The sequence below is a fragment of the Andreprevotia sp. IGB-42 genome (assembly GCF_009848685.1).
GTDB lineage: Bacteria > Pseudomonadota > Gammaproteobacteria > Burkholderiales > Chitinibacteraceae > Andreprevotia.
On sequence record NZ_WXTX01000008.1, the window covers coordinates 106,522 to 122,197 of the forward strand.

A 15,676-nucleotide genomic window follows, 5' to 3' on the forward strand; every position below is an offset into this window, starting at 1 on the left:
AACTGTTGATGCGCCGGCGAGTCATACGCCGGCGTTTTCTCGTCAATCGCCCTTCAACCCCTTTTCAGCCCAGGTAGACCGCAATGGATTTCATGACGATTGTTGATATTTTTCTGCACCTGGACACCCATCTGACCGAATGGGCTACCCAATACGGTACGCTGATCTACTTTCTGCTGTTTGCAGTCATCTTCTGCGAAACCGGGCTGGTGGTGATGCCGTTCCTGCCCGGTGATTCGCTGCTGTTCGTTGCCGGGCTCGTGGCCGCACTGGGCAAGATGGACCCGTTCATCGTCGCTGGCGCCATGGGCGCTGCGGCCGTCCTGGGTGACAGCACCAATTACCTGATCGGCCGCACGCTGGGGGAAAAGCTGTTTTCCAATCCCAACTCGAAAATCTTCCGCCGTGATTATCTTGAGCGCACACATGCCTTCTACGAAAAGCATGGTGGCAAGACGGTCACACTGGCGCGCTTCCTGCCTATCGTGCGTACCTTTGCCCCGTTTGTGGCCGGCGTGGGCGAAATGCCTTACCTGCGCTTCCTGGCGTTCTCGGTATTCGGCACCATCCTGTGGGTGGGCGGCCTGGTGACACTGGGCTATTACTTCGGTAACGTCGAATTCATCCGCAAGAACCTGTCGGTGCTGATCATTGCCATCATCGGCGTCTCGTTTATTCCGGTCATTGGTGCCGCACTGAAAGAGCGTTTCCGCAAACAACCCGCATGAGTCAGGCCAGCAACGAATCCTTCTATACCGACAAGGCGGCCATACGCGCCAGTTTCGACGCGGCCGCACACAGTTACGATGCGGCCGCGGTACTGCAGCGCGAAGTGGCCGACCGCATGGCCGAGCGGCTCGATTACATCAAGCTGCAGCCGCAGGCCATGCTCGATGCCGGCTGCGGCACCGGCTACATGGGCAAGCCATTGCAGGCGCGATATGGCAATGCGCAACTGATCGAGCTGGATCTGGCGCCGGCCATGTTGCAGGTGGCACGCGGCAAGCACGAGGGGGGCGGGCTCAAGGGCCTGTTCAACCGTTTGAGCGGCCGCCGCGCGGTGCAGGTGTGCGGCGATATCGAAGCGCTGCCACTGGCCAGTGCATCGGTCGATCTGGTGTGGTCCAGCCTGACCTTGCAGTGGTGCAATACGCCGGATGCGGCATTCCGCGAATTCCACCGCGTGCTCAAGCCCGGTGGCCTGCTGATGTTTTCCTCGCTGGGGCCCGATACGCTCAAGGAGCTGCGTGCGGCATTTGCCGGTGTGGATGGCTACAGCCACGTCAACCAGTTCATCGACATGCATGATCTGGGTGATGCGCTGGGGCACTGCGGCTTTTCCACGCCGGTGATGGACATGGAAATGCTGGCAATGACCTACGCCGACGTGCGCGGCGTGATGGACGACCTCAAGGGTATTGGTGCGCACAACCTCACGCATGGCCGCCGCCAGGGCATGATGGGCAAGACTGCCTGGCAACGCGTGCTGGCGCAGTACGAGCGCTTGCGCAATGCCGATGGCCTGCTGCCGTGCAGTTACGAAGTGGTTTACGGCCACGCGTGGAAGCCGGAAGCGCGGCCCGCCAAGGTGCTGGCCGATGGCAGCCAGGTAATCGAATTCCGCCCGCGGCCCAATACCTGACCGGCCAGCGATGAGCGCCACACGCTATTTCATCACCGGTACCGATACCGAGGTGGGCAAGACCGTTGCCACCTGCCAACTGCTGCGTGCACTGGCAGCACAGGGCTTGCGGGTGGCGGCGATGAAACCGGTGGCCTCCGGCTGTGAATGGCGCGATGGTGCGCTGTGGAACAGCGATGTGGCCGCGCATGCTGCCGCGGTGAACGTGTCTGTGCCGGCCGGCTGCGCCAGCCCTTACCGCTTCGAGCCTGCCATTTCACCCCACCTGGCGGCACGCGAAGCGGGTGTGGTGGTGGACATGCCGCATTTGCTTGCCTGCGCGGACCAGCTTGCCGGGCGCTGCGACGTATTGCTGATCGAAGGTGCCGGTGGCTGGTTTGCCCCGCTGAGCGACGAGGCCAGCATGGCTGATCTGGCCCGGCAACTGGCGGCGCCGGTGATTCTGGTTGTGGGCTTGCGGCTGGGCTGCATCAACCATGCATTGCTCAGCGCCGCAGCCATCCGCGCCAGTGGTTTGCCGCTGGCCGGCTGGATTGCCAACCATATCGACCCGGCCATGGCGCGGGTGGATGAGAACCTGAACTACCTGGCGTTGCATCTGAATGCGCCACTGCTTGCAGAAATCCCTTATGCTGCTGACGCAGCCGCCGGGCGGCTGCATGGGCACTTGGTCAGTCTGGTGGGCCAGGGCGCTTGCGCCATGCCCGATGGCGCGCCAAACTGACGATCAACGTGGTAGCAACCTTGACTGAATCCATGAAACGAAATGTGCGACGCTGGTGTTGTTTCTCGCTGCTGATATTGCTGGTTGCCTGCGCACGGCCGGTATTCCAGGGCACCGACCTGACCGGCGCCAATTTCGGCGGTGATTTCCAGCTGACCAGTCATACTGGCAAACCGGGTAAGTTGTCCGATTTCAAGGGCAAAGCAGTGGCGCTGTTTTTTGGCTACACGCATTGCCCGGATGTGTGCCCTACCACGATGAGCGAGCTGAAAGCCGCCATGCAACAGCTGGGCGACAAGGCTGGTCAGGTGCAGGTGCTGTTTGTGAGCGTGGATCCGGAACGGGATACGCAGGATGTGCTCAGCCACTATGTGCCGGCGTTCGATGGCCGCTTCATCGGTCTGACCGGCACCTTGCCCGAGGTGGAGAAAGTGGCCGAGCAATACAAGATCGTCATACAGAAGCAGGGCAGCGGCGCAAACTATACTGTGGATCACAGTGCCGGCACCTATCTGCTCGACAAGGAAGGCAAGTTGCGCGTGCTGGTGAATTACGGTGCGGGACCGCAAGCATTGGCAAACGATCTCAGCCTGCTGATCAACGAATAAGCATTTGAGCCCAAGCATGAGCGAGAACGTGCCCAGCCCCGCGCAGGCAAACGAACAAGCGGCACCCGCCAGCAGCCCGATACCGGAAGGTGCGGATATTGCCCCCTATCGGCTGGAAAACCCGCTGGAAGTAGGAGCGGTGTTGCGCCAACTGGCCAGCCGGGGCGATTTCATTACCGTGTACTTCAATGAAGGCCAGCGTTTTTTGCTGTCCCGCGTGCTGGAAGTGGATATCAAGGGCCGCACCTTCTGTTTTGACTGGGGTGGCCAGGAAGCCACCAATCGCGCCTTGCTGCAATCGGGCCGCAAGCTGTTCGTGGCGATGCCTGATGGCGTGAAAGTACAGTTTTCAGTCAACGATGTCTCGCAGCAGGATTTCGAGGGCAAGCCGGCATTCATGTCGCCGTTTCCCGCCGACCTGATCAAATTGCAGCGGCGCGAGTTCTTCCGGCTGGAAACGCCGCTGGGCAAACCCTACAAGGCCAGTTTCACCTTGCCTGATGGCAGCCGCCACGCCATCAACCTGCATGATCTGTCGCTGGGGGGCGTGGGTTTGTCGGCCAGTGCCAAGGATGGCGTGCTGATCGATCTGGGCCAGACCCTGCCGCAGGTGCAGATGGACCTGGGATCGGGCGGGGTGCTGGTGGCGGACCTGGAGGTACGTTCCAAACGTGCTTACCACACCAATCTGGGCGAGCAGTTTCACATCGGTTGCCGCTTCGTCAATCTGTCACGCGCGGCGGAAGCCAACTTGCAACGCCTGATGGCGCAGCTGGAGCGCGAGCGCAAGGCGCTGACAGGCTGAGGCCAGCCGCCCATGACAGCCGCAACGCCGCCAGTGCTGGCGGCGTTGTCGTTTGCGCGTGCGTCATGCCTTGCTGGCGGCGAGGAAGGCTTCCGCAGTTGGCCAGCGCAGCTGCAGCCGCAATTCGGCCTTGATGCGCCGGTTATCCAATCGGCGTGATTCATTCAGATAACTGAGCAGGCCGGGCGAGATCACATGCTGCGCATCGGCCCGGCTGATGCGGGGCGGCCGTGGCAGCGCCAGGTGATCGGCCACCTGGTCGAACCAGTCGCCCATCCGGTGCGGAGCATCGTCACTGGCGTTGTACACCCGCAGCGGCTTGCCGCGGAACAGCGCCAGGCAGACCGCATGCGCCAGATCATCGGCATGGATGTGGTTGGAGTAGCTGTCCTCTGCCGCGGCAATTGCCGCTTCGCTGCGCTGGATGCGCGCCACCGGCAGGCGTTCTGCCGCGTAGATGCCGGGGGCGCGCAGCAGCGCCAGTTGCACCTGCTGGCGGCGTGCCCACGCGCGCAGCGTGCGCTCCGCACTGGCGCGGCGGCGCGCGCGATCGGTATCGGGCGCGGTGTTGCGGGTTTCCTGTACCCAGCTGCCATGGCAGTTGCCATAGACGCCACTCGTCCCTATATACACGGCACGGGCCGGATGCACGCTGGCACCGCGGCGGGCCGGGGTGGATGCGTGTGGTAAAATCGCCTGTTGGCTGGCACGCCTGAGTGCCAGTGCCGCCAGCAGGCGACGGGTGCGCAGGTCGGATGGCCCGTTGTTGGCGGGCGGGGCGCTATGCACCAGCCACTGCGCCACACCGGCAAGGCGGGCAAGGCCTGTACGCTGGTCCAGATCGGCTGCAACCGGCATTACGCCCAGCGCACGCAGTGCCGCCGCTGCCTCGGCAGAGCGGGCAGTGGCGTAGATGCGGAAGCGCTGTAGCAACCAGGGCAATGCGCGTTGCAGCACATCGCCACAGCCGACGATCAACAGCCGTGGCCGGCGGATATTGTTTTGTTTAATCACTGATTTGAATGCGATCGCGTTAATGTCCAAGCAACTTACCATTCAGCCCTCGGGCCAGCAAATCGTCATGGATGAGCATGAGTTCATCCTCGATGCGGCCGTGCGCAGCGGCTTCAGCATGCCCTATGGCTGCAAGAATGGCGCCTGTGGCGCCTGCAAGGGGCAGGTGCTGTCGGGCGAGGTCGAGCACGGGCCACATGCGGATTCGGCCTTGTCGCGTACCGAGATGGAGCGCGGCATGGCGTTGTTCTGCTGCGCGAAGCCACTGGGTGACGTGGTGATCGAATGCCGCGAGATCGCTGCCACCAAGGATATCCAGATCAAGACGCTGCCATGCCGGGTAGAGAAAATCGACAAGGTATCGCACGATGTAGCGGTGCTGTCGCTCAAGCTGCCGGCCACCGAGCGGCTGCAGTTCCTGGCCGGGCAATACATCGATATCCACACCAAGGATGGCAAGAAGCGCAGTTTCTCGATCGCCAATGCGCCGCATGATGGCGAGCACCTGCAGCTGCATATCCGCCATGTGCCCGGCGGCGCGTTCTCCGAATACATCTGGAACCAGATGAAGGAGCGCGAAATCTTCCGCTTTACCGGCCCGCTGGGTTCGTTCTTCCTGCGCGAGGACAGCGACAAACCGATCATTTTCATCGCCACCGGCACCGGCTTTGCACCGGTGAAAGGCATCATCGAGCACGCCATTCACAAGGGCATACAGCGCGAGATGATCCTGTACTGGGGGGCGCGCAACCTGTCCGAGCTGTATATGCCGCACCTGGCAGCGCAATGGCAGACCGCAAATCCCAATATCACCTTCATCCCGGTACTATCCGATCCGTTGCCGGAAGACCAGTGGCAGGGCCGCACCGGCTTCGTGCACGAGGCGGTGCTGGATGACTTTGCCAACCTGTCCGGCTGGCAGGTGTATGCGTGTGGTGCGCCGGTGATGGTGGAGGCAGCGTACAAGCATTTCGTTGCGCGGCGCCTGCCGGAGGACGAGTTCTTCTCGGATGCGTTCTTCACCGCCAAAGATCTGGGCAAGAAGTAAACACATGGCGGCAAGCAGGGTACTGATCGTTGAGGACGACGCCGAAATCGCCGCCAATCTGTACGACTATCTGGCTGCGCGCGGTTACGAGGTCGATGCCGCGCCCACCGGCCTGGTGGCGCTGCATCTGCTGGAAACACAGCTGTTTGATGCGGTGGTGCTGGACGTAGGGTTGCCGGGCATGGACGGCTTGACGCTGGCGCAACGCCTGCGCCGCGATGCGCGCATTGCCATCCCCATCCTGATGCTGACCGCCCGCGATACGCTGGACGACAAGCTGGCCGGCTTTGAAGCCGGCGCCGATGATTACCTGGTCAAGCCGTTTGCATTGCGCGAAGTGGAAGTGCGCATTGCCGCGCTGGTGAAGCGCGCGCAGGGACGCGTGGTGGAGCAGTGCTTGCGCCTGGGATCGCTGGAGTACGATCCGGTCAGCGGCAATGCGCAATGGCAGCAGCAGCCGTTGCGGCTGCCGCCCAAGGCGATGCAGTTGCTGACCTTGCTGCTGGCGCAGCCGGGGCGCCTGTTTAGCCGCGAAGAGCTTGAAAGCGCCATCTGGGGCGAGGTGCAGGACAACAGTGATGCACTGCGCAGCCAGTTGTCCTTGCTGCGCCGTGCGCTGGCACTGCCGGATGGGCGTAGTCCGCTGGAAACCGTGCATGGTCGTGGCTACAAGCTGGTGGCGCTTGATTAGGCGGTTTGGGCCGGAACGGCGGCGCAGCATGCGCTGGCGGCTGGCATGGTCGTTTACCATCCTCACTGCAGTGGCGGTGCTGGTGCTGGCAGTGGCGGTCTTCTGGGCCAGCGAAGAGCTCGAGGAAGACCTGATCGACGAGATCGTCAATACGGCGCTGGAAGACGTGATCCGCCACCCGCAATCGCCGCCGGCGCTGCCGCCACACATGCAGCTGTTCCATGCGCCGGTTGGCGTGGCACCTGCCGGCTTGCCGGCGGAAGTTTTCACCATGCACCCGGGCAATCATGAGTGGTTCAATGCTGAAACGGAGTTTCACCTGGGCATCCGCGATCAGGGTGGCCAACGTTTCTATCTGCTATACGACACACGCGAGCACGAGGCGCGGCTGGCCTGGTTGCTGACGTCGCTGGTAGTGGGCGTGCTGGTGCTAAGTGTGCTGGCACTGTGGTTTGGCCAGTGGCTGGCTGGCGTGCTGCTGCAACCGCTGGCACGGCTGACGCAGGGCGTGCGCGAAGATCACCCGCAGCCATTCAGTGCAGCAGGGCAGGATGAGGAAGTGGCCCTGCTGGCAGAAGCGCTGGATCGTTACCGGCTGCATAACCGCAACCTGATCGCCCGCGAGCGCGAGTTCACCGCCAATGTCAGCCATGAGCTGCGCACGCCGTTGACGCGTATCCGCACCAGTGCCGAGCTGCTGGCCGATGCGCCGGCGGTCGCCGAGCGCGCGCTACGCATCATCGCCGGCGTGGATGCGCTGGAGCGGCGGTTGCAAGGATTGCTGTTCCTGGCGCGCGAGGGTGCGGCGCCGCATCCGCAGCCCGTGCAACTGCAAGTGCTGGTGGCGCAACTGCTGGGGCCGCACCAAGCGGTGGCAGCCGCTCGTGGCCTGCTGATCAGCAACCGCGTGCCGGCAGACGTGCAACTGCATGCCGACCCGGCGTTGCTGGCGATGGTGATCGACAACCTGCTGGGCAACGCGGTGCGCTACACGCCTGATGGCGAAATCGTCATCGATTGCGCCGATGGTGTGCTGAGTGTGCAGGATAGCGGCGAAGGCATTCCGCCAGAGCAACTGCCACATGTGTTCGAGCGCCATTACCGTGCCAGCCGGCAGCACGATGGCAGTGGCCTGGGGCTGGCCATCGTGGAGCGGGTAGCCAGCCTCTGCGGTTGGCGTTGCGCCATAGACAGCACACCCGGCGTTGGTACCACGGTGCGCGTGCACTTCACCCCGCAGCAGTAGCGGTGATGGCCTGCCGCAGATGAGGTGCGGTACCTGTAGCGCGAGTTCGCAGCCCTGCTGGCGCTGGTTCAGCGCATTATCGGGGCCTCACAAAAACGTCACAGATTCCTCCCGCTTCGCTCACAAGCCCCTCTTTACGCTGTGCCCTTTGCTGATGTCTGCATGGGGTATTCGATGTTGTCGCGTCTTGCTGCATTGCTGCGCCGTTCACCGGCGGGAAGCAGGGTACTGCGGCCCGAGCTGGCTACGCTGCTCATCGCGGCGTTTTTCCTGCTGTGCTGCAATCTGCCGTTCTGGCGGCATCTGTTGGTGGTGGAGGCACCGGTGGGTACAGGTGATTGGGGGCTGCTGGCCGCGGGATTTGTGTTCCTGTTGCTGGTGCTGAATGCACTGCTCACCCTGCTGGCCTTCCCCTGTGTATTCCGGCCGGTGGTATCGGTGTTGCTGATTGCGACTGCGCTGGTGGCGTATTTCATGAACCAGTACGGCGTGATGATCGATGCGCACATGGTGCAGAGCGCGGTTGAAACCGACTTGGGCGAAACGCGCGATCTGCTGACTATCAAGATGCTGGTCTACCTGCTGCTGCTGGGTGTGCTGCCGGTATGGTTGCTGTGGCGCGCGCCGCTGCGCTGGCGCCCGGCACCGCGCGAATTGCTGGCCAAGCTGGTGGTGCTGCTGATCTCTGCGCTGCTGATTGTCGGCATTGCGCTGATGGCCTACCAGAACTTTGCCTCAGTGGCGCGTAACCACCGCGAGCTGCGCGATCTGCTCACCCCCACCAATTATCTGCAGGCTTCGGTACGCTTCCTGAAGCAGCGCTACAAGACTGCGCCTGCAGCGCTCACGCCAATCGGGCTGGATGCAAAAAGGCCCGCTGCCGGTGCAGCAGCGCGCCCATCGCTGACGGTGATCGTGGTGGGGGAAACTGCACGTGCCGATCATTTCTCACTCAACGGCTACCCGCGCGATACCAACCCGCTATTGCGCAAACAATCCGGCCTGATCAGCTTGGGCAATGTGCATTCCTGCGGGACAGAGACAGCGGTATCGGTGCCCTGCATGTTCTCCGGCATGACGCGCGCGCAGTACAGCGATGCGCAAGCACACAGCCAGCAGGGCTTGCTGGATGTGCTGCAACGCGCCGGGCTGGCGGTACGCTGGCGTGATAACCAGGCAGGCTGCAAAGGCGTGTGCGACCGGGTGCCGAACCAGAACGTCAGCAATGCGCCGGCGTCTGCACTATGCCCGGAAGGGGAGTGCCTGGACATGGCATTGCTGGCGGGGCTGGGAGATGACATCGACAAGCAGCAGCACGATGCCGTGCTGGTGCTGCACATGATGGGCAGCCATGGCCCGGCGTACTACAAGCGCTACCCGGCAGGCTTCGAGGTCTTCATGCCGGCGTGCCAGACCAGCCAGCTCGATCGCTGCACGCAGCAGCAACTGGTGAACGGTTTCGACAACTCGCTACGCTACACCGATCACGTGCTGTCCAGCTTGATCGACCTGTTGCGCAGCAAGGCTGCTACGCACGATACCGCGATGATCTATCTATCCGATCATGGCGAATCGCTGGGCGAGCACAACCTGTATCTGCACGGCACGCCTTATCTGATCGCGCCGGAAGAACAGAAACATGTGCCCATGCTGCTGTGGTTTTCCGATGGCTACCTGGCCGATTTCAGGCTGGATGCCGCATGCATGAATGCGCATCGCAACGATGCTTATAGCCACGACAATCTTTTTCACTCGGTGCTGGGTTTGCTGTCGGTGCAAACCGCCATTTACCAGCCCGGGCTCGATCTCTTTGCAGGATGCCGCCGATGATCCCGTGGTTGAAACGTATCGCCAGCCAGCAGGCCGCGCGCGGCCTGGGTGGCCGCTTCTGGTTGCTGCACCTTGGCATACCGCTGCTGGTGGCCCTGCTGATGATTTATGCCTATCCGGCCAGCCATCTCGATACCGTATTGATGGCGCCATACTTCGATGCGGCGAGCCGCCAGTTTCCCTGGCGGGATCAACCGCTGCTGGCATTCGGTATGCACACGGGGCTGAAAAGCCTGGTGGTGGCCATTGGCGTTGGCGTGGCGCTGCTGTGGGTGCTGTCGTGGCATGTTCTGCCGCTGGCCGCATGGCGACGTAGCCTGTTGTGGCTGGTGGCTGGGCTGGTCGCATCCACTACCGTGATCAGCATGCTCAAGTCGAACAGCGTGCATCATTGCCCGTGGGATGTGGTGGACTACGGCGGCTACGCGCCTAGGCTGGCGCTGTTTCAGTCCTTGCCCGCCAATATCAGCCCCGGCCGCTGCTTTCCGGGCGGGCATGCATCAGCCGGGTTCGCGCTGATGGCCTTTTACTTTGCACTGCGCGAACGCAAGCCCCGCCCCGCCCGGCGCGCGCTGCTTGCCGGCTTGGCGCTGGGCATGGTGATGGGTTGGTCGCAGATGATGCGCGGCGCACATTTCTTCTCGCACAATGTATGGTCAGCTTGGTGGGTATGGATGACTTTGCTGGCGCTGTATGCCGCCTGGCCGCCCAATCAAAGAAAAAGTTCACAAACTTGAAAAGACGGGTTATTATGCGTGCCTTCGCCGATGTAGCTCAGTTGGTAGAGCACCTGACTTGTAATCAGGGGGTCGCGAGTTCGATTCCTGCCGTCGGCACCAGTAAGATAAAAAGGCCCCAGACTTTGTCTGGGGCCTTTTTGTTTTTGCGGAAGGAGTTGGCCCGCTGAGCACCCGCGCGGGCCTCGTGCGGCGCTACAGGATTTCGTAGTCACGCCAGTCATTCTTACAAAGCCATCGCGCGGTACAATCGGGGGAAATCGTTGATTCCCTGACCTGGAGCATGAGCATGACCAAACTCTTCATTGAGGATATCCCTCTCGCTGGCAAGCGCGCACTGATCCGCGTGGACTTCAACGTGCCGGTCAAGAACGGCGTGGTCGAAAGCGACAAGCGCATCCGTGCCGCGTTGCCGACCATCCGTTACGCGCTGGCGCAAGGCGCATCGGTCGTGCTGATGAGCCACCTGGGCCGTCCGAACGGTGCACGCGTGGAGAAATACACGCTGGCACCGGTGGCCACCCGCCTGGCTGAGCTGCTGGGCAGCCCGGTGCAGTTCCTGAATGACTGTGTGGGCGCAGAAGTGGAAGCGGCCGTGGCCAAGCTGCAGGCTGGCGAAGTGGCACTGCTGGAAAACGTGCGCTTCCATATCGAGGAAGAAGGCAAGGCCAAGGATGCCGACGGTAACAGCGTGAAGGCTGATCCGGCCAAGGTCGAGGCATTCCGTGCTTCGCTGTCCAAGCTGGGTGATGTGTTCGTCAACGATGCATTCGGCACTGCGCACCGTGCGCATTCGTCGGTGGTGGGCGTGAACCTGCCGCGCGCAGCGGGCTACCTGCTGAAGAAAGAACTCGAATTCCTGGGCGACGCGGTCAACCAGCCGGTGCGCCCGCTGGTGGCCATCATTGGCGGCTCCAAGATTTCCGGCAAGATCGACGTGATCCAGGCATTGCTGCCCAAGGTTGACAAGCTGATCATCGGCGGCGGCATGGCGTTCACCTTCCTCAAGGCGCAAGGCCATGAAGTAGGCCAGTCGCTGTGCGAGAATGATCGCGTCGAGCTGGCACGCCAGTTGATCGCTGCCGCTGGCGACAAGCTGGAACTGCCATCCGACACCATGGTGACTCGCAAGCTCGATTTCGATGCGCGCACGCTGGACGGCCTGACCCAAGTGGCATCGACCGCCATCCCGGCGGATCAGGAAGGCGTGGATATCGGCGAGGCAACCCGCGCGCGCTACGCGGACATCATCCGCTCGGCCAAGACCGTACTGTGGAACGGCCCGATGGGCGTGTTCGAAATCGAAGCCAGCGCTGCAGGCACCTTTGCCGTGGCGCATGCATTGGTCGAGGCTACCGCCAATGGCGCCATCACCGTGGTGGGTGGCGGTGATTCGGTGGCTGCGGTGGAAAAGGCCGGCCTGGAAGACCAGGTCACCCACGTTTCCACCGGCGGTGGTGCATCGCTGGAATTCCTGGAAGGCAAGGCACTGCCGGGTGTGGAAGCGCTGTCGGACAAGTAATCAGCTGCTCCAGTAAAAAACCCCGCAATCGCTTGCGGGGTTTTTTGTGGGCGCCAGGCACCGCGCGCATGCCGGGGCAAGTGGTTCAGCCGTGGTGGCGCTCTTTCAGCGGTGCGATCAGGGCGGTGACCTCCGCCTGCAGCAGCGCTGCAAATTCATCGTGAAAGCGCATATGCATGCCGCGGGTTTCCGCATCGGTAATGCCGGCATCGAAGCGGAAGGCAATCTTCAGCAAACGCATCTGGTTTTCCAGCGCCTGCAGTTGCGGCAGATCGGCAACCGGTACCGCGTGCAGGCCCGGCGTGGCGGCCAGCTTGCGTGCCAGTCGCGCCAGGTGCAGCTCCGCCATTTCCTGCACCGGTGTGTCCTTGTCCACGCTGATGCTATCGATATACGGGCCGGTGCCGAAAAAGCTGCTGCTGCGGCTATCTGCAGTCAGCAGCAGCGTGCCGTCGCTCAATGTCGATAGCAGCCGCTTCAGCCGCACCGTTCTGGCAGTCTCGGCGGTGAATGCCGTGTGATGCTGCGGGTCTGACCAGAGCTGGCCCTGGCATTGCTGGTTCAGCGCGCGGGTATTGGCCGGGTTGTCGAATAGCGTGTTGAGCGTGAGCCCGGCGGCATGCAATTCCGGTGCGATTTCGGCAAACCATGGCGCAACACCATCCGGCAAATCGCTGGCCTGCAATGGCAACAGCGTGGTGGGCGTGAAATCGATGGTGGCGACGATGCGCTGCGCGGTTTGCTGCGCCACTGCGGCCAGCTCCTGATACTGCGCCGCGGACGGGCCTTGCTCGAATGCCTCGGCCTGGACGCGCAGCGTGTCGCTCAATGCCGCAAATTGCGGGTCGATCTCTTCGATGCCGGATGCCGCATCATTTTTGTAGCGGCTCTGCATCGCCTTCAACTGGTCGACGGCCTCCTGCATCTGGGCGAGCTGCGCGCCAAGCACCGCAGCCATGCCCTGCCTGTATAGCCCGGCCTGGGCGAGTGCCTCGTCGCGCTGTGCCTGCAGTTCGTCTGCGGTTTCTTCATCGGCGTCTTGCCACTGCAGATCGTACAGGTCGGCCAGCTGCGCATGGGCGGCGGCGGTTTCCGGGGCTTTGCCCTGTGCGGCCAGCAGCGCTGCCTTGCTTTCCAGCAGCGCTGCATCCGATGCGTCGGCCAGCAGCGCATCGATCCGCTGTAGCGCACGTTCCACCGTCAGGGCATGGTAGCGGTTGCCGGTCAGGTCTTCAAAATAGCCGGACGGGATGTCATCGCTGTTCACCGCGCAGGCGCTGGCCAGTGATGCCAGGTAGCGGGCCTCTGCCAGTTGCAGCGCGCGGCTGTGCGGGTGCTGCGCCAGTGCGGTGAGGATCAGCGTGTAGTGCTGCCACGGTTGCCACACCGGCAGGTCTTCCCATGTTGCCAGCAGCTGCAGCGCGAAGGCTTCGTCCGCTGCGTGTGTTTTCATCAGCCGCTGCAGGCTGGCAAGGGCTTCCTGCTGCAGTGCTGCGGTTTTTTCGTCGGCTTGCGGGTCGGTTTCGATGTCGATGCCCAGCTCGAACCCATCCTCGTTATTTTCATCCGCTGCGCTATCGTCTTCAGGTGCGTCACCGGCCAGCAGGTGTTCGGCAATGTGCGCGGCCGCGCGGTATTGCAGGCTGGCCAGCGCCAGTGCCAGATCGGCATCATCCGGCGCAATGGCTGCCGCGCTCAGCAGGTCCGTCCATGCGGCGACGCGATCATAGGCGGCCGCATGCAGTTGCGCGCGCAAACGGTACAAGGCGGCAGAATCCGGTTGCACGCTGATCTGCTGATCGAGCGCTGCAAGCGTGGCTTCAAAATCGGCTTCGTCCTGCAAGGCGAGGGCGACCTGTTCGGTCAGGGCAGCAAGTTCCATGGCGGCATCTGTATGGGAGTGAATCGATGGCTCGGGCAGGCCGCAGTTGCGGCGTGGGGTGAGGATCAACAAATGTGTCAGTGCATTCTCGTGCGGCAAATTCTAGTTACTTTGCTGACGCTTGGTTAAAGTTTTTATGTGCGTGCCATAAAGAGACGGCTGCAAGGCTCTTGGCGCGATGTAGCCAGCCTGCTGCGGTCGAGTGGGTTTTGGGGACAAGCACCAAGGCGCATGCCTGCGATCAAGCGGTTGCCACATCCTTGCCGCTGGCCAGCACGATGGCCGCCAGCACGCACAGCAGTGCGATGCCATGCGCGAGGGTGGGTTGCTCGTGCAGGAAGGCAATCGCGTAACTCACCGCCGCCACCGGCAATGCCGCGGTGAAGACGCCCGCCTGCTGTGCGGGTACATGGCGTATGCCCTTCATCCACAGCCAGAAAGACAGCACGCTGGCGGCCAGCCCGTACCAGAACACCATCAGCCAGGTGTGGGCGTCCACGCTGGCGTAGTCGAACTGCCATGCGGCAGTGGCGCCCAGCGGCAGCATCAGCAGCAGGCCGAGCAGATGCGTGTACGCGCAGATGTCGATGGCAGCCAGGTTTTGCGTGAGACGGCGCGACAGGATCACGTAAATGGATTCGCACACCACGGCGCCGGCCACCATCGCGTTGCCCAGCAGCGAGCCGGCGCCGGCGGTGCCACCGGTGCGTGATACGTTGATGATCACCATGCCCAGCACTGCCAGTGCCACGGCAATGACCGCGCGGCGGCCCGGTTTCTCGCGCAGCAGCAGCCACGACAGCACGATTACCACGGCCGGGATGGTGCTGGTGATCACGCCTGCCGCCAGCGCACTGGTGTGCGATACGCCATACAGCATCAGCAGCGTGAACAAGAAGGTGCCGAACAGCGCCTGCAGGAACAAGCCCAGCCACTGGCGGCGCGTCACCGTGCGCATGCGTGCCAGCCGGTAGCGCGGCAGCAGGATGCCCACGCCGACGATGAAACGCATCAGCGCGAACAAGGTCACCGGCACCACCATGACGATGGTTTTGCCGATACCCACATTGGCACCCACCAGCGCCATCGAGGCAATCAGATACAGCGTATAGCGGTTGAAAGTCATGGCAGGCCGGCGGAAACAGGGAAGGGCGCACGCCTGCTGCTGCAGGCGTGCCGGGCGGGGCAGTGAAGGCGTCAGCCGTGGGCTTGCGCGCTGCCTTCCAGATAGGCTGCGCGTACCTCCGGGCTGGCCAGCAATTCCTTGCCGGTGCCGGTGAGGACGATTTCGCCATGCTGCAGCACATAGCCACGATGCGCGACATTCAGCGCGTGGTGGGCATTCTGTTCCACCAGCAGGATGGTCATGCCATCGCGCTCGTTCAGCTCGCGGATGATGCGGAACACCTGCTTGATATACAGCGGCGCCAGGCCCAGCGAGGGTTCATCCAGCAGCAGCAATTGCGGCCGGCCCATCAGTGCGCGGCCGATGGCGAGCATCTGCTGCTCGCCGCCCGATAGCGTGCCGGCGCGCTGCAGCTGCCGTTGTTCAAGGATGGGAAACATGTCGAACACGCGGCGCGTATCGGCGTCGAAATGCGCCGGGTCGGCAAACGTGCTGCCCATCTGCAGGTTTTCCAGCACGGTCATGCGCGGGAAGATGCGCCGGCCCTCCGGTACCAGCGCAATGCCCTGGCGGGAGATATCGTGCGTGGGGACGCGGGTGATGTCATTGCCCTGGAATGCAATCTTGCCGGCCGATGCGGCAGGCTTGCCGAAAAGCGACATCATCAGCGTGGATTTGCCCGCGCCATTGGCGCCGATCAGCGTGACGATCTCGCCTTTCTGCACGTTGAGATCCACGCCGCGCAACGCATGGATGGCGCCGTAGTGGGCATGCACGCCGCTGTATTGCAGCATGGGGGTG

15 protein-coding genes and 1 tRNA gene are annotated in these 15,676 nt (G+C 62.7%); 12 read left to right on the plus strand and 4 right to left on the minus strand.

What is annotated here, in order from left to right:
* Positions 1-92: 92 nt before the first annotated feature.
* The 5 genes from IGB42_RS13540 to IGB42_RS13560 are packed head-to-tail and all read left to right on the plus strand — an operon-like array spanning position 93 to position 3,779.
* Positions 93-728 carry a DedA family protein gene (locus IGB42_RS13540; RefSeq protein WP_236822582.1) on the plus strand — a complete coding sequence of 212 codons (636 nt, stop codon included), beginning with the start codon at positions 93-95 and terminating at the stop codon, positions 726-728.
* Entirely contained in the window at positions 725-1,642 is a 918-nt protein-coding gene (gene bioC, locus IGB42_RS13545; RefSeq protein WP_159672481.1) for a malonyl-ACP O-methyltransferase BioC, read from the plus strand. Before IGB42_RS13540 ends, bioC begins: the two co-directional genes overlap by 4 nt.
* A gap of 10 nt (positions 1,643-1,652) precedes the next feature.
* On the plus strand, positions 1,653-2,366 hold the full coding sequence (gene bioD / locus IGB42_RS13550) for a dethiobiotin synthase (RefSeq protein WP_159672483.1): 714 nt from the start codon (positions 1,653-1,655) through the stop codon (positions 2,364-2,366).
* Positions 2,367-2,398: 32 nt separating this feature from the next.
* Positions 2,399-2,974 (plus strand): SCO family protein, encoded by a 576-nt coding sequence (locus tag IGB42_RS13555; RefSeq protein ID WP_159672485.1) that lies wholly within the window; start codon positions 2,399-2,401, stop codon positions 2,972-2,974.
* 16 nt (positions 2,975-2,990) lie between these two features.
* Complete coding sequence (locus IGB42_RS13560; RefSeq protein WP_159672487.1) at positions 2,991-3,779, plus strand: flagellar brake protein; 789 nt, start codon at positions 2,991-2,993, stop codon at positions 3,777-3,779.
* A 63-nt stretch (positions 3,780-3,842) separates the two neighbouring features.
* On the opposite strand, the gene IGB42_RS13565 is transcribed toward IGB42_RS13560, so the two are convergent.
* Entirely contained in the window at positions 3,843-4,793 is a 951-nt protein-coding gene (locus IGB42_RS13565; protein ID WP_201799936.1) for an NAD-dependent epimerase/dehydratase family protein, read from the minus strand.
* A 22-nt stretch (positions 4,794-4,815) separates the two neighbouring features.
* Here IGB42_RS13565 and IGB42_RS13570 point away from each other — a divergent pair, with 22 nt between their 5' ends.
* The 7 genes from IGB42_RS13570 to pgk all read left to right on the plus strand — a co-directional run bounded on the left by IGB42_RS13570 (position 4,816) and on the right by pgk (position 11,867).
* Positions 4,816-5,841: a CDP-6-deoxy-delta-3,4-glucoseen reductase gene (locus IGB42_RS13570; RefSeq protein ID WP_159672489.1), complete on the plus strand. Its 1,026-nt coding sequence runs from the start codon at positions 4,816-4,818 to the stop codon at positions 5,839-5,841.
* A gap of 4 nt (positions 5,842-5,845) precedes the next feature.
* On the plus strand, positions 5,846-6,532 hold the full coding sequence (locus IGB42_RS13575; protein ID WP_159672491.1) for a response regulator transcription factor: 687 nt from the start codon (positions 5,846-5,848) through the stop codon (positions 6,530-6,532).
* Positions 6,533-6,560: 28 nt separating this feature from the next.
* Positions 6,561-7,778 (plus strand): cell wall metabolism sensor histidine kinase WalK, encoded by a 1,218-nt coding sequence (locus tag IGB42_RS13580; RefSeq protein ID WP_159672493.1) that lies wholly within the window; start codon positions 6,561-6,563, stop codon positions 7,776-7,778.
* A gap of 174 nt (positions 7,779-7,952) precedes the next feature.
* A complete protein-coding gene (locus tag IGB42_RS13585) occupies positions 7,953-9,608 on the plus strand; it encodes a phosphoethanolamine transferase (protein ID WP_159672495.1) in 1,656 nt (551 codons plus the stop codon).
* Positions 9,605-10,345 (plus strand): phosphatase PAP2 family protein, encoded by a 741-nt coding sequence (locus tag IGB42_RS13590; protein WP_159672497.1) that lies wholly within the window; start codon positions 9,605-9,607, stop codon positions 10,343-10,345. Before IGB42_RS13585 ends, IGB42_RS13590 begins: the two co-directional genes overlap by 4 nt.
* A 26-nt stretch (positions 10,346-10,371) precedes the next feature.
* A tRNA-Thr gene (locus IGB42_RS13595) sits at positions 10,372-10,447 on the plus strand.
* Between the two features lie 181 nt (positions 10,448-10,628).
* Entirely contained in the window at positions 10,629-11,867 is a 1,239-nt protein-coding gene (gene pgk, locus IGB42_RS13600; protein ID WP_374705053.1) for a phosphoglycerate kinase, read from the plus strand.
* Between the two features lie 85 nt (positions 11,868-11,952).
* On the opposite strand, the gene IGB42_RS13605 is transcribed toward pgk, so the two are convergent.
* The 3 genes from IGB42_RS13605 to IGB42_RS13615 all read right to left on the minus strand — a co-directional run bounded on the left by IGB42_RS13605 (position 11,953) and on the right by IGB42_RS13615 (position 15,669).
* The gene (locus IGB42_RS13605; RefSeq protein WP_159672501.1) at positions 11,953-13,749 is read right to left on the minus strand and encodes a hypothetical protein; all 1,797 of its coding nucleotides are present in this window, start codon (positions 13,747-13,749) and stop codon (positions 11,953-11,955) included.
* Between the two features lie 241 nt (positions 13,750-13,990).
* Positions 13,991-14,875 carry a DMT family transporter gene (locus IGB42_RS13610; RefSeq protein ID WP_159672503.1) on the minus strand — a complete coding sequence of 295 codons (885 nt, stop codon included), beginning with the start codon at positions 14,873-14,875 and terminating at the stop codon, positions 13,991-13,993.
* Positions 14,876-14,946: 71 nt separating this feature from the next.
* A complete protein-coding gene (locus tag IGB42_RS13615) occupies positions 14,947-15,669 on the minus strand; it encodes an ABC transporter ATP-binding protein (RefSeq protein WP_159672689.1) in 723 nt (240 codons plus the stop codon).
* Positions 15,670-15,676: the final 7 nt, after the last annotated feature.